The 12,052-nt window shown below is 59.0% G+C and carries 14 protein-coding genes; 6 read left to right on the forward strand and 8 right to left on the reverse strand.

Annotated elements, in window-relative coordinates; genetic code table 11:
- Positions 1-6 precede the first annotated feature (6 nt).
- The 3 genes from ABR989_RS05270 to ABR989_RS05280 all read left to right on the forward strand — a co-directional run bounded on the left by ABR989_RS05270 (position 7) and on the right by ABR989_RS05280 (position 3,763).
- Positions 7-987, forward strand: coding sequence for an ABC transporter permease (locus ABR989_RS05270; protein ID WP_428126230.1), 981 nt, complete (start codon positions 7-9; stop codon positions 985-987).
- 1 nt (position 988) lies between these two features.
- A complete protein-coding gene (locus ABR989_RS05275; RefSeq protein ID WP_428126231.1) occupies positions 989-2,071 on the forward strand; it encodes an ABC transporter permease in 1,083 nt (360 codons plus the stop codon).
- 468 nt (positions 2,072-2,539) lie between these two features.
- Complete coding sequence (locus ABR989_RS05280) at positions 2,540-3,763, forward strand: TRM11 family SAM-dependent methyltransferase (RefSeq protein ID WP_428126234.1); 1,224 nt, start codon at positions 2,540-2,542, stop codon at positions 3,761-3,763.
- Between the two features lie 58 nt (positions 3,764-3,821).
- Here ABR989_RS05280 and ABR989_RS05285 read toward each other — a convergent pair whose 3' ends face one another.
- Complete coding sequence (locus ABR989_RS05285) at positions 3,822-6,128, reverse strand: hypothetical protein (RefSeq protein ID WP_428126237.1); 2,307 nt, start codon at positions 6,126-6,128, stop codon at positions 3,822-3,824.
- A gap of 10 nt (positions 6,129-6,138) precedes the next feature.
- Positions 6,139-6,405 carry a hypothetical protein gene (locus ABR989_RS05290; protein ID WP_428126239.1) on the reverse strand — a complete coding sequence of 89 codons (267 nt, stop codon included), beginning with the start codon at positions 6,403-6,405 and terminating at the stop codon, positions 6,139-6,141.
- A gap of 400 nt (positions 6,406-6,805) precedes the next feature.
- Here ABR989_RS05290 and ABR989_RS05295 point away from each other — a divergent pair, with 400 nt between their 5' ends.
- From ABR989_RS05295 to ABR989_RS05305, 3 genes are read left to right on the forward strand one after another with little or no spacing between them, the layout of a single operon-like run.
- Positions 6,806-7,768, forward strand: coding sequence for an ABC transporter ATP-binding protein (locus ABR989_RS05295; protein ID WP_428126242.1), 963 nt, complete (start codon positions 6,806-6,808; stop codon positions 7,766-7,768).
- Positions 7,746-8,783, forward strand: a complete 1,038-nt coding sequence (locus ABR989_RS05300; protein ID WP_428126245.1) for an ABC transporter ATP-binding protein — start codon at positions 7,746-7,748, stop codon at positions 8,781-8,783. Before ABR989_RS05295 ends, ABR989_RS05300 begins: the two co-directional genes overlap by 23 nt.
- Before the next feature lie 3 nt (positions 8,784-8,786).
- Complete coding sequence (locus tag ABR989_RS05305; protein ID WP_428126247.1) at positions 8,787-9,188, forward strand: bactofilin family protein; 402 nt, start codon at positions 8,787-8,789, stop codon at positions 9,186-9,188.
- A 19-nt stretch (positions 9,189-9,207) separates the two neighbouring features.
- Here the strand turns inward: ABR989_RS05305 and rplS are convergent, their stop codons facing one another.
- The 6 genes from rplS to rpsP form a co-directional block, all read right to left on the reverse strand.
- Entirely contained in the window at positions 9,208-9,552 is a 345-nt protein-coding gene (gene rplS, locus ABR989_RS05310; protein WP_331962586.1) for a 50S ribosomal protein L19, read from the reverse strand.
- Positions 9,553-9,632: 80 nt separating this feature from the next.
- Positions 9,633-10,190 carry an RNA methyltransferase gene (locus tag ABR989_RS05315; RefSeq protein ID WP_428126249.1) on the reverse strand — a complete coding sequence of 186 codons (558 nt, stop codon included), beginning with the start codon at positions 10,188-10,190 and terminating at the stop codon, positions 9,633-9,635.
- A gap of 2 nt (positions 10,191-10,192) precedes the next feature.
- Positions 10,193-10,879: a tRNA (guanosine(37)-N1)-methyltransferase TrmD gene (gene trmD, locus ABR989_RS05320; protein WP_428126414.1), complete on the reverse strand. Its 687-nt coding sequence runs from the start codon at positions 10,877-10,879 to the stop codon at positions 10,193-10,195.
- A gap of 90 nt (positions 10,880-10,969) precedes the next feature.
- The gene (rimM, locus tag ABR989_RS05325) at positions 10,970-11,470 is read right to left on the reverse strand and encodes a ribosome maturation factor RimM (protein ID WP_428126251.1); all 501 of its coding nucleotides are present in this window, start codon (positions 11,468-11,470) and stop codon (positions 10,970-10,972) included.
- Between the two features lie 48 nt (positions 11,471-11,518).
- Positions 11,519-11,755 (reverse strand): KH domain-containing protein, encoded by a 237-nt coding sequence (locus tag ABR989_RS05330; RefSeq protein WP_428126253.1) that lies wholly within the window; start codon positions 11,753-11,755, stop codon positions 11,519-11,521.
- Positions 11,756-11,782: 27 nt separating this feature from the next.
- Positions 11,783-12,037, reverse strand: a complete 255-nt coding sequence (gene rpsP / locus ABR989_RS05335) for a 30S ribosomal protein S16 (protein ID WP_428126255.1) — start codon at positions 12,035-12,037, stop codon at positions 11,783-11,785.
- Positions 12,038-12,052 lie beyond the last annotated feature (15 nt).

Below are 12,052 nucleotides of genomic sequence, written 5' to 3' on the forward strand. Positions count from 1 at the left end.
GACACGATGACCCGCTTTCTGATTCGTCGCCTGCTCAACATGATCCCGCTCATCCTCGGGATCACTTTCATTTCGTTCCTCGCGATGTCGCTGGTGCCGGGCGACTTCGTCTCGAATCTCAAACTCAACCCAACCATCACGCCCGAGGTCATTCACCAGCTCGAGGCGCAGTTCGGTCTCGATCAGCCGCTGATGGTCCGCTACTTCAAGTGGCTGTGGGGCGTGCTGCATCTGAACTTCGGCTTCTCGCTGCAATACCGCGTGAGCGTCACCGGCCTCATCGCGTCGCGCGCCTTCAACACGATCATCCTGTCGCTGAGCAGCATGATTTTCTCGTGGGCGATCGCGATACCGATCGGCATCATCGTCGCGGTGAATCAGAATTCAATCTGGGATCGCTGCCTCTCGTTCCTGGCGTTCTTTGGAATGTCGGTGCCGAGCTTTTTTCTCGCCTTCCTGATGATGTACCTCGCGCTGAAAACCGGATGGTTTCCGATTGGCGGCACTTTCTCGCCCGATTACGCGACGCTCGATCCGCTAAGCCAGATTGCCGATCGCATCAACCATCTCATCCTGCCGGTCTTCGTGCTTGGCATCTCCGGCACCGCGGGCCTGATGCGCCTGATGCGCTCGCAGATTCTCGAAATCAAGAATTCGGAATTCGTGCGCACCGCGCGCGCCAAGGGATTGTCCGAGCGCGTCGTCATCTACAAGCACGTGCTGCGCAACGCGCTGAACCCGTTCGTTACGATGGCGGGATATTCGCTGGGCGATCTGCTCGGCGGCGCCGCGCTGGTCGAGGCCGTGATGAACCTGCAGGGTCTCGGACTGCTGATGCTCGAAGCGGTGCGCTCGCTAGACATCTACCTGGTAATGGGCTCGGTCCTGATGGGCACGATTCTGCTGCTGGTCGGCAACCTGCTCGCGGATATCGCACTGGTGGCGGTCGATCCACGCGTCGATTTTTCGTCGGTGGCGGCCGAGTGAGATGAACGTGGACGGCGCGATGCAGGCGAATCTCCAGGGCGCTGCGGTAGCCGCGCGACAAACGTCAGGCATTGCCCGCGAATGGCGGCTGGCGTCGCGGACGGTCCGCTTTTCCGCAATCTGCCTCGCGCTGTTCTACCTGCTCGCCGCCGCGTCGCCGTTCTTCGCGAGCTACGATCCGACCTATCAGAACCGCGAGATGCCCGATTGTCCTCCGATGTCGATCCACTTGAATGCGCCGTCGGACTGGTCGCGCGGGTTGTTCTATACCCATCCAATGCACATGAATGATCCGATCGCGCGCACGTTCGTTGCCGACGCTTCCCGCCGGCTCGACATACATCTGTTCACGCGCGGCCATCTATTCACCACCGACAGCGAGCGCGAGCCGTACTTCATGCTCGGCAGCGACGGCCTGGGGCGCGACCTCTACTCGCGAATCGTGTACGGCTCGCGCGTGAGCATGTGCGTCGGGTTGATCGGCGTGCTGATCACCTTCTCGCTCGGCATCACGATTGGCGCGCTGTCCGGCTATATCGGCGGGACGGTCGATTTCCTGATCATGCGATGGTCCGAAATCGAGATGTCGCTGCCGTCATTCTATTTCCTGCTTGCGCTGGCGGCGGTAATTCCGTCGGGGATGAGCACGGTCGCGACGTTCTTCATGATCGTGGCGATCATGAGCTTCATCAGTTGGGCCGGCTTTGCGCGAATCATTCGCGGGATGGCGTCTTCGGTGCGCTCGCGGCCGTACGTCGAGGCAGCCCGCGCGCTGGGCGCGTCGCGATGGCGGATCATCACGCGTCACATCATTCCGTCGGTACTGGGCTATGCGATCGTCGCGGCCACGCTCTCGATTCCGGGCTTCATCCTCGGCGAAAGCGCGCTCTCGCTGCTCGGACTGGGAATTCAGGAGCCGGCCGCGAGCTGGGGAAACCTTTTAGCGCAGGCGCAAGACGTGCAGAACCTCGCGCGCTACCCGTGGATCCTGATTCCGGGCATCTTCATTTTCCTTGCGGTGATGTCGTTCAATTTTCTCGGCGACCATCTGCGCGACCGCCTGGATCCCGCCACCTCCGCATGATTCCGCCGCCCCGTCATTCTAGAGCGAAGCGAAGAATCCCGGTTCCTTCCCTCTCCCAAGTTAGGGCGCCGCGTCCCGCGCGACTTGTTACCCGCCTCGCCCGCTTAGTTGCGGGAGAGGCCGCGCCGCCGGCGCGGGTGAGGAACAACTGTGCGGCGCACTTCGCGAATTGGCGCACCTCGGTCCGTAGCGGGCACCAGCTCTTTAGGCTTGCACTGAAATGGTGTAGAGTGGTGAAGATTTGAACACCAATGTGGTGCTGAATGGTGCACCAAAAATGCGGTCTTCACCACTCAAATCGCCAGACAAAAAGATCCGAAGACTGTCGATAAGTCTGTCGGACGAGCAGCACGCCGAGTTGTTGGCGATAGCCCGCAAGAATCGAGTCTCAGCAGCGTGGGTAGCTCGCGAAGCAATTGAGCGGCTCCTCGCTGATGACCTGCCGCTTTTTCATCTGAGGCGACCAACATGAGCATCGTTGGCCGTGAAGAAAGAAACGAGTCGAGTGGCATCAGCCGCGCGTGGCAGCATCGGATTGTGGAGGCTGCGCGAGATTCGTCACACGTCTCCGGTTTCACACATAATTTCTACAAGTATCCGGCAAGGTTCTCACCAAAGTTTGTTCGCGCCGTGATAGAGGCTTTTACTGCGCCCGGTGATCTTATAGTCGATCCGTTTATGGGAGGTGGAACGACTCTAGTCGAGGCTCTTGCGCTAGGCCGCCACGCTATCGGAACGGATGTCAGTTCCTTGGCCGTATTCGTAGCGCAAGTGAAAACAACCTTGTTAAATGACGATGAAATCAAGACGTTGGAACGGTGGGCGAAGCGTTTGTGTTCGCGCATCAATATGCAACGTCCCGGTTTCAACTTCGAGAAATACGCGGCAAACGGTTACCATCGTCATCTCGATAACAGGATGACATGGCGTCTTCGCAAGGCAATCGAGCAGGCACTTGCATCGGCTGTCCAGCTTGCTTCGCCCAGGTCGGAGGCTTTTGCCCGATGCGTTGTCCTCAAAAGTGCGCAATGGGCCCTCGACGGTCGCAAGAGCCTACCGGACCTTCAAGAGTTTCGAGAATCGCTCATGCGGTCGGCGAAGGAAATGATCGGCGGGCTTTTTGAGTTGCGAACAGCAGTAAACGAAGACCTCAGCAGGCTCGCTACCGTCCGTTGCCTAAACAGGTCAGCCGTCGAAGTTGAGAATGATGAGCAGATCGCGCACGGGGCAAAGCCGAAACTGATTTTGACCTCCCCACCTTATCCTGGCATTCACGTTCTCTATCATCGCTGGCAAGTGGATGGTCGCAAGGAAACACCCGCACCGTTTTGGATCGCGAACCGCCTCGATGGTTCAGGAGCTGCCTACTATTCTATGGGCGACCGGAAAGCTGCAGATCTACGAAGCTACTTCGAACAGATACAAGCTGCCCTCAATTCGATAGCTGGCTTGTGCGACGAAGATACTACTGTCGTGCAGGTCGTCGCCTTTTCGGAACCCAGTTGGCAGCTGCCTCGGTATCTCGAAGCGAACTACCTCGCTGGCCTTGAGGAAATTCACTTGTCGATAATGGTCGGCGAGCGCGATGGTCGACTTTGGAGGCCGGTGCCTAATCGTAAGTGGCACGCCGGCCAGCTAGGTGAGACGCCAGCCAGCCAAGAGGTCGTGTTGTTTCATAAATTACCGGCATAGCGCCCGTAGAAGCTGTTCACGATTCTGTATTGCGGATTCAGTGAGTCACTACCTAAAGTCACTTTGTTTTCGGCAACTTCTTAGGCAGCGACAAGCACAGTGGCACGATGACGCGAGCAATACCAAGAGCTGTGTGCTCAATCGTTTTTCGACAGCCAGCATCATCAGTCTTCCACTCGTCGGTTTTTTGTGCAGTGTCGAGTAGGCCCATGGCCGTCAGAGCGAGGCCATATTTGAAGACGAACTCCACCGCCGGCTCCTCCTCTTTCGGTCGCAACTTCTTTGCCTGATCGAGCAAGTGAGACTTCCTATTCAACAGTAACTCCAATCGCCCAGTGTCGGGATTCCTACCAATGGTAAGGGGTGGGTCGTCCGGCTTGTTATCTACTTCCTTAATGTTAGGCCGACTTGGGCCAGCTTGAACAAGCGGCTCACCATGTTCTTTGCCATTTCCCTCATTCTTTCTCTTTTCGCGTGGCGGGAGCACCTGAGCATTCAAGGTGAGGACAAAGGGGCCGCTGCCGTTTTTGTCCGTGATCTCTACCGTAGTTTTCATCTTGGTGCCTTCCGGCAACGTTTTGTCGGCGAGGCATGTGAACGCAAGACGCCCATTGAATAGACTGTATGTGGGTTGGAGATCCCCGGTAAACGTGCATGTACCTGGTGCCGGGCGACGTCGCGTGAAATAGTTGCTCTTTACATCAGTAAGAAACGATGCTCGCACGGAGTCTCCTCGGGGTATGCCAATGTCGGCTTCAAGCGATCCGTTTCGTCTCCTAAAGTAAGTGGGGAACTCTAAACCTATGAATGGCCCGTGAATCGTTCCGCCCGCTCCGTCAGTCGCAGTTGGCGCTGCTACCTTGCCCGCCGTAACACTTCCGAACAAGTCCGCGAGAGTCGGATCGGTTGAAAGAAGTTCCTCAAGAGCCTTGATCCCGTCTTCGTCGTCAACGGCGTGTTTAACCTTCTCTGCGTAACGCTTTTTGTTCAGGTCGATCAGGCCTTGATGCTCACGAAGCTCTTTTCTTAACTTCTTGAACAGTTCCTGGAGCAATGTATCATCGCGGAATCGTTCACGGTCGCTCATGAACAGCGCGTTTCGTGAATCTTGGCCAAGACCGGTACAGTCCATTGTGACCAGTATGCTGCCTGCGATGTGCTCCTTATCTACTTCTTTGGTACGAAAGAATTCCGCCCCTCGCCTGGCGTGCGATTGTCCGTTTATGAGAGCACGCACACCGGTCTGAGGCTGATCGTCGTCGTCATCAAGGGCATCGTCGGATTTGAATACACGCACTTCCCCAGGCACGGTCTCGCCGGTACTGAGTGTAATGAAGACGCTGCTACCTTGTTCGAAGTCTTCTTCGAGTTTCCCGGTATGTTCCCACCGGTCGAAGCGGTCCCATACTGTCACCGCCATGACTCGGGCGAGGTAGGACTCGCGGCACTCAACAATATGAAGTGGGAGGGAGGGCCTCAGGAGAAACTCGCCTAACTTTTTGTACAGTTCGCCGCAGATGTTGCTTTTGGGAGCTTTGAAGTCGTACATCTTGATGAGCGTTCCACTGCTCACCTTGCGTTCTCGCGGTTTTGCTATCTCCGATGTTTTGACGCCTTTTTTGGGTAAAAGTGCAAGCGGAGTGCTTCCCGTCGTCAAGATCTTTTCATCTTCGCCAACAAGGTAACACCACGAAGGATTCTGCTTTGACGCGAAGAAGCAGAACAACGTGAATGCCCACTCGTGATCGTCTCGTTTTGCTACATTGCTGGGCCTCCGCGAAAGGATCAATTGCAGTTCATACTTTTCGCTGCAGAATGGAAGCACGCCGGTGCCCCCCATATTGAACCGACCCTGAACGAATGGAATTGCACCTTTGTAAGCCCCAGTCTGGTCGCCATATATGAGGGAACAGAAAGTTGAAGGAAAGTCCTCAGCAAACTGTCCTTCGCCAGCATCATAGAGAGAAAGACTGGGCCGGTCTTTCTTGCCGGTCGCGTATAAGAGCAGGTTATCCTCGGCGAATTCTCTGATCTCGGGCCTGGTCTTCTCGCTCAGGTCACCAAGGAACGCTTCGACGGCCTTGGCCATCGTCTGAGGCGCATCAACACCACGCGGGTCAATTCCCATCGCCTTACAATGTCCGAGCAGGATCGCGTCCGCACCATTCGTAAATTTCTCGACCTGCGCGGCTGCGGCAGTGCTCTGCTGGTTAAGAACGATGCTCTGATTGTTCGGCATGTTGCCAAGATACTTCCAACGATGCCGATTCTGAGGCTTCAGCAATTCCCGGTGTTCCAGGATTCGAATCACATCCTCCTCAGTCTCTGACTCCAGAAGTGATTGCAGCAAAATTTCGTCGCGCATTTTAAATCCTTTACAACCTGAACTCGATCTCGGTTTTGCCGCCCTTATCCGTCAGGCGTGATTTCAGCAACTCAATCTCCTTGCTCAACGCCTGAGCGATCTTCTTAACGTCTGCTTCGCCGTATTCGTAATGGGATTTGTTGCCGAGCTTGCCAATCACTCTGATCGCGCGGATGGCGTTTGCCGTTCGACTCTCTGCCAGCGCGACAAACTTCGCTCTCTTGTCTCGCTGCGGCGCGGTCTCCCTTTCCCTTTTGATTGCGGTGCTTGATTCCATTTTCCTGCTCTCCTTGCTCATTACGGGCAGAAATTACGCAAAAGCCAGGCGATCAATTACCGTAATCTATGCGGTGCGTCAAGTGTTCTAAATGCGCACAGTAAACCCTTCTAAATGCGTTCGTAAATAGCCACGGTTTCAGTCAGGCATTTATCCAGCGGCAATTCATTCTACGGTCAGCTTTGTCTCGGCGAATTCCTTCTTTTCGAAATCCCAGGCGAACGCGGCTGCGCGCGCGGGATTCTTCGCTTCGCTATACAATGACACGGAACAAGTGCGGGAACGTCCCGCTCGAATCTGCTAAATTCCGATTGTGCCGCTTTTTACTTCAGAAACTGGGCTTCGCGCACTGCCGCGCAAGGCCATGCTCGCGGCGGGGCGATGATACGCTGAATTTCACGTGAAACCGCTGCTCGAAGTTAAGTCGCTGCGCACCTCGTTCTTCACCGATGCGGGAGAAGTGCGCGCGGTGGACGGCGTGAGTTTTTCCGTCGCTCCGGGAAAGCTGATGGGCCTGGTAGGCGAGTCGGGATCGGGCAAGACGGCGAGCGTGCTCTCGATCATGCGGCTGCTGCCGGAGTCGGCGCGAATCGTCGGCGGCGAAATAATTTTCGAGGATCAGGATCTGCTCAAGCTGAGCGAACCCGAGATGCGCCATATTCGCGGCGCGCGCATCGCGATGATCTTTCAGGAGCCGATGACCTCGCTCAATCCCGTCTTCACCATCGGCAGCCAGATTGGCGAGGCCGTCCGCCTGCATCAGCACACCAATCGCGCCGAGACTCGCAATCGCACCATCGAGGCGCTCAGGATGGTCGGGATTGCCGACCCCGAGCATCGCATCGACGACTATCCGCATCAGTTGTCCGGCGGGATGCGCCAGCGCGTGATGATCGCGATGGCGCTGTCGTGCAATCCCCGCCTGCTGATCGCGGACGAGCCGACCACCGCGCTCGACGTGACGATACAGGCGCAGATTCTCGATCTGATCCGCGAGTTGCAGGTGCGACTCGGCCTCGCCGTGATACTGGTTACCCACGATCTCGGAATCGTCTCCGAGTATGCCGACGACGTGACGATTCTTTACGCGGCGCGCGTGATGGAGCAGGCGCCGAGTGCGGAGCTGTTTCGAAATCCTCTCAACCCGTACACGCGCGGATTGCTCGAATCTATTCCCGGCATGGACGGCAGCCGGCACCGCCGCTTGCAGGCGATTCCCGGGTCGATTCCGAGCGCGCTGAATCCACCGGCGGGCTGCAGGTTTCATCCGCGATGCCCGCGCGTAATTCCTCAGTGCTCCGCGGCAGAGCCGCCGCTCGAGAACAGGGGCCCAAACCATTATGTCGCCTGCATCCGCGCCTAATCCCGCATCGCCCATCGGTAATACGGCCGCAACCGCGTCCGGCGCGCCGCTGGTTCGCGTCGAGCATCTCAGCAAGGAGTTCCCGGCGGGCTCGACGGGAATAATTGGAGGGAAAAGGCTCTCGATAAAAGCGGTGGCCGGCGTCAACCTCGAGATTCAGCCCGGCGAGACACTGGGATTGGTCGGAGAGTCGGGCTCGGGCAAATCGACGCTTGGACGGCTGATTCTGAAACTCCTCGAGCCGACCGCAGGCGCCGTCTATTTCGACGGCCGCGATCTCTCGACGCTTGGCCGCGCGGAACTTCGCGCCCTGCGCCGCCAGATGCAGCTCGTGTTTCAGGACCCATACGCGTCGTTGAATCCGCGGATGCGCGTGCGATCGATCGTCGGCGAAGGAATCGAGATTCACAAACTCGCGCGCGGGGCGGAAAAGGAGCGGCGAATCGTCGAGCTGCTCGCGATGGTCGGGATGAGCGCTGACGCGATGGATCGTTTGCCCCACGAGTTCTCGGGCGGGCAGCGCCAGCGAATCGGGATCGCGCGTGCGCTCGCGGTGAATCCGCGCTTCCTGGTGCTCGACGAGCCGGTCTCGGCGCTCGACGTCTCGATCCAGGCGCAAATAATCAATCTGCTGCAGGACCTGCAGGAGAAGCTGAAACTCACCTACCTGTTCATCGCGCACGATCTGCGCGTGGTCGAGCACATCAGCAATCGCGTCGCGATCATGTACCTCGGCAAGATTGTCGAAATCGCATCGCGCGACGAGATCTACCTGAACCCGCGGCATCCCTACACGCGCGCGCTGCTCTCGGCGATTCCGACTATCGACACCGCCCACAAGCCGGAGCGAATCAAACTGCCCGGCGAAATGCCGAGTCCGATGAACCCTCCCGCCGGCTGCGCCTTCCATCCAAGATGCCCATATGCGAATGATGTTTGCAGCAACGTCGAACCGAAATTGGAAACCGGGCGCGGCGGGCACGCGGTGGCGTGTCACGTATTCCCGTCGCCGTAGCGGATGGATTCAATACAGATACCGCAGGATGCAGGCGTGGCGTGGGCCGAGGAACGCACGCGCGTCGCGGTCGGCCGCAACGTCAATGTCTCGGGCAAACTGATCTTTCATGAACCGGTCAGAATCGAGGGCCGCTTCCGTGGCGAGGTTCGCTCGGTGGAGTTGGTCGTGGTCGGCGAGGATGGAATGATCGAGGGCAAGGTCTTCGCACCGCGACTGCTCATAATGGGTGAGTTGCGCGGAGACGTCGTCGGATGCGACCGCGTAGTGCTGGGGCCGCGCGCCAAGTTCTTCGGCAATATCGAGACGCGCAACTTGACGGTGTCCGAAGGCGCCTACCTGGACGGCAACGTACGCATGACGCGGGTTTCTGTCGAAGAGACCGCCGTCTCCATCGACATATGATCGAGGACCCGCCCGGCGCTCAGGTCGCGACGTCGAGTCGCGCCGCTTTGCCCGACAGATTGCGCAGGTAGTATAGGCGCGCACGCCGCACGCGGCTTCGCGTCAGCACCTGCAGCTTGTCGATCCGCGGCGAATGCATCGGGAATATTCGCTCGACCCCGACCCCGTATGAAACTTTGCGGACGGTGAAGGTCGCGCGGTTGGCGCCCCGGTTGATTTTGATCACGATGCCTTCGAAGGATTGAATGCGCTCTTTTTCGCCTTCGACGACTTTGACGTGAACGCGAACTGTGTCGCCCACGCGGAATTCGGGCAGGTCCTTGCGCAGGCCCCGCTCTTCGAGCTTCTGGATAACAGTATTCATGGGAAGACAGACCTCGGGTCGAGCTTCTAAATTTACCGAAATGCGCGCGGCCACTCAATGGGTGCGGGGGGAAAACCGCGTCACTTGCCGCGAATGCGATCGAGGATAATTCCCGCAGCAGAGCGCACTGACAGATGGTTGTAATCGCCGGGGCCGACAATGGGCGCGAGCACGACGTCGGCACGTTCGGCAACCTCGGGCGACATTCCAAATCCGGTCCCGAGCAGGATCATCATCGGCGGCGCGTCCGGAGCCTCCAGCCGCTTGCGCAAGTCGGCGTAGCTGGTACCCCCCTCGGTGCGCGCGGAGGTGTGCACGACGAGCGGCCGTGCGCCGGAGATTCGCGTTGCCGCGGCGATCGCGTCGTCGAGTTCCGCGACGATTTGCACGCGCTCGAGCGCCTCGCGCCGTCGCGAATCGTGGGTCCGGCCGAAGTCGAAACGCCAATGATCGATCACGCTCGCCGCGAATTTCCGCTGCTCGGGAATCGGATGGACGATGAACACGCCACGCACGTCGTAGGTTCGCGACGCGCGCGCGATATCGTGAATGTCGAGGCTGGTTATCGCCGACGTGACGATCTTTGCGTTCCGGTCGACGACCGGATGATGAATCAGCGCTACGAAAAGATCGGACACGCTCAGAACTTGCGGCGTTCGAGCAGGTCGGGGCGCCGCCGCGCGGTTCGCCGTTTTGCTTCCGCCTCGCGCCACGCGCGAATCTTGCCGTGGTCGCCGCTAAGCAGGATTTCCGGCACCTTCATCCCGCGGAACTCCTCGGGCCGCGTGTATTGCGGGTACTCCAGCATCCCGGCAGCGAACGATTCCTCGTCGAGTGACTCGGGATTCCCGAGCACGCCCGGTATCATCCTGCCCACCGCCTCGATCACCGCCATCGCCGCTATTTCGCCGCCGCTCAGCACGTAGTCGCCGATGGAAATTTCCTGGTCCACCAGCAAGCGCACGCGCTCGTCGATTCCTTCGTAGCGCCCAGCGACGATCATCAGACCGGGTGCGCGCTTGGCGAGGTCACGCGCCAACGAATTGTCGAACACTTCGCCCTGCGGCGTCATCAGGATGCGCCACAATCCCGGGCGCTCCGCGTTGACCGCGTCGATCGCGGCGGCGATCGGCTCCGGCCGCATCACCATCCCACTGCCGCCACCGTACGGCGCATCATCGACTTGCCGGTAGTTACCCAGACCGTGCGCGCGTAGCGGATGCATCTTGATCGCGATCAATCCCTGCTCGATAGCGCGTCCGATCATACCGCCGCGAAACGGCGATTCGAACATCTCGGGGAACAGTGTGATTACGTGAAATTCCATCGCGGCGAACCGAAACACCGAAGTGCGGATGCGTCGTAAATCCAAATCTATCCGGGCGCGCCGCTTCGGGCCAGACGGCGCCGGTCGATTTCAGTCGAGCAGGCCGGGGATCGGCTCGATGGTGACGCGCCGGCCGGCGAAGTCCATCGCCTTGACGACGTCCTCGATTACCGGAACCAGGACTTCGCGCTCGCTGTTTCGCACCACCCAGATGTCCTGCGCGCCGTTCGAGAAGATTTCTTCGATCGTGCCGAGGCGGCTGCCGTCGGTCAGAAATACTTCGCATCCGATCGCCTCGTAATAGTAGAACTCGCCCGGCTTGGCCGCCGGGACATCCTCCGTCGCGAGCATCACGACCGCGCCCTTGAGCGACTCGGCCGTGTTTACGTCCGCGACGCCCTCGAGCGTGATTCGTCGCGTCGTCGCGTTCAGCCGCGTCATTCCAGTCAGCCGGAACTCGCGTGCTTCTCCCGCGCTTTCCAGGAACACGCGTGCGACCTGTTCCAATGTTTCGGAGTCGGGATTGTCGGGCCGCAATCGCAGCGCGCCCTTGAGGCCGTGGGCCCCGGTTATGCGGCCGACGCGGAGCATCGATGTTGTAACGCGATTCGCCTCAACCTGCCGGAGCTGGCCGCCCGATCATTTGTCCTCGACGATTTCGAGAACAACCTTGCGGTTGGTGCGCGAGGCGACCGCATTCAGAATCGTGCGGATCGACTTCGCGGTCCGCCCCTGCTTGCCGATCACGCGCCCCAAATCCTCCTTCGCCACCCGCAGTTCAAGTACCGAGGCGGTATCGCCCTGCGTCTCCTTCACGTCCACCGCGTCAGGATTGTTTACCAGCTGTCGTGCGAGGAACTCAACGAGCTCCTTCATGGGATGGCTCCGGTGCAGCGGGTCGCATCAGGCGGAGACCGTTGCGGTTTCGGCCCGTTTAATTAGCTTTCTTACCGTGTCGCTCGGCTTAGCGCCAGCCTTGAGCCAGTGCTCCGCCAGGTCCTTTTTGATCGTGACGCGGGGCGGATCGAAGGCCGGATCGTACGTCCCGACCTGAGCGACGAAGCGTCCGTCACGCGGCGAGCGCGAGTCTGCCACCACGATGCGGTAGAAAGGTTTCTTGCGCGCGCCATGCCGGCGCAACCGGATTACAAGTGCCATGCGATTCTCCTGTTA

It is taken from the genome of Binatus soli (SeqCode), assembly GCF_050015535.1.
Classification (GTDB): Bacteria; Desulfobacterota; Binatia; order Binatales; family Binataceae; genus Binatus; species Binatus soli.

Excerpts from the sequence above, each read along its gene's own strand:
- ABR989_RS05305 (WP_428126247.1), top strand. The coding sequence starts at position 8,787 with ATGGATTCAATACAGATACCGCAGGATGCAGGCGTGGCGTGGGCCGAG.
- rimM (WP_428126251.1), bottom strand. The coding sequence starts at position 11,470 with ATGCTCCGCGTCGGCCGCATAACCGGGGCCCACGGCCTCAAGGGCGCG.
- rpsP (WP_428126255.1), bottom strand. The coding sequence starts at position 12,037 with ATGGCACTTGTAATCCGGTTGCGCCGGCATGGCGCGCGCAAGAAACCT.
- trmD (WP_428126414.1), bottom strand. The coding sequence starts at position 10,879 with ATGGAATTTCACGTAATCACACTGTTCCCCGAGATGTTCGAATCGCCG.
- ABR989_RS05285 (WP_428126237.1), bottom strand. The coding sequence starts at position 6,128 with ATGCGCGACGAAATTTTGCTGCAATCACTTCTGGAGTCAGAGACTGAG.
- ABR989_RS05280 (WP_428126234.1), top strand. The coding sequence starts at position 2,540 with ATGAGCATCGTTGGCCGTGAAGAAAGAAACGAGTCGAGTGGCATCAGC.
- ABR989_RS05270 (WP_428126230.1), top strand. The coding sequence starts at position 7 with ATGACCCGCTTTCTGATTCGTCGCCTGCTCAACATGATCCCGCTCATC.
- ABR989_RS05290 (WP_428126239.1), bottom strand. The coding sequence starts at position 6,405 with ATGGAATCAAGCACCGCAATCAAAAGGGAAAGGGAGACCGCGCCGCAG.
- ABR989_RS05330 (WP_428126253.1), bottom strand. The coding sequence starts at position 11,755 with ATGAAGGAGCTCGTTGAGTTCCTCGCACGACAGCTGGTAAACAATCCT.
- rplS (WP_331962586.1), bottom strand. The coding sequence starts at position 9,552 with ATGAATACTGTTATCCAGAAGCTCGAAGAGCGGGGCCTGCGCAAGGAC.
- ABR989_RS05275 (WP_428126231.1), top strand. The coding sequence starts at position 989 with ATGAACGTGGACGGCGCGATGCAGGCGAATCTCCAGGGCGCTGCGGTA.
- ABR989_RS05300 (WP_428126245.1), top strand. The coding sequence starts at position 7,746 with ATGTCGCCTGCATCCGCGCCTAATCCCGCATCGCCCATCGGTAATACG.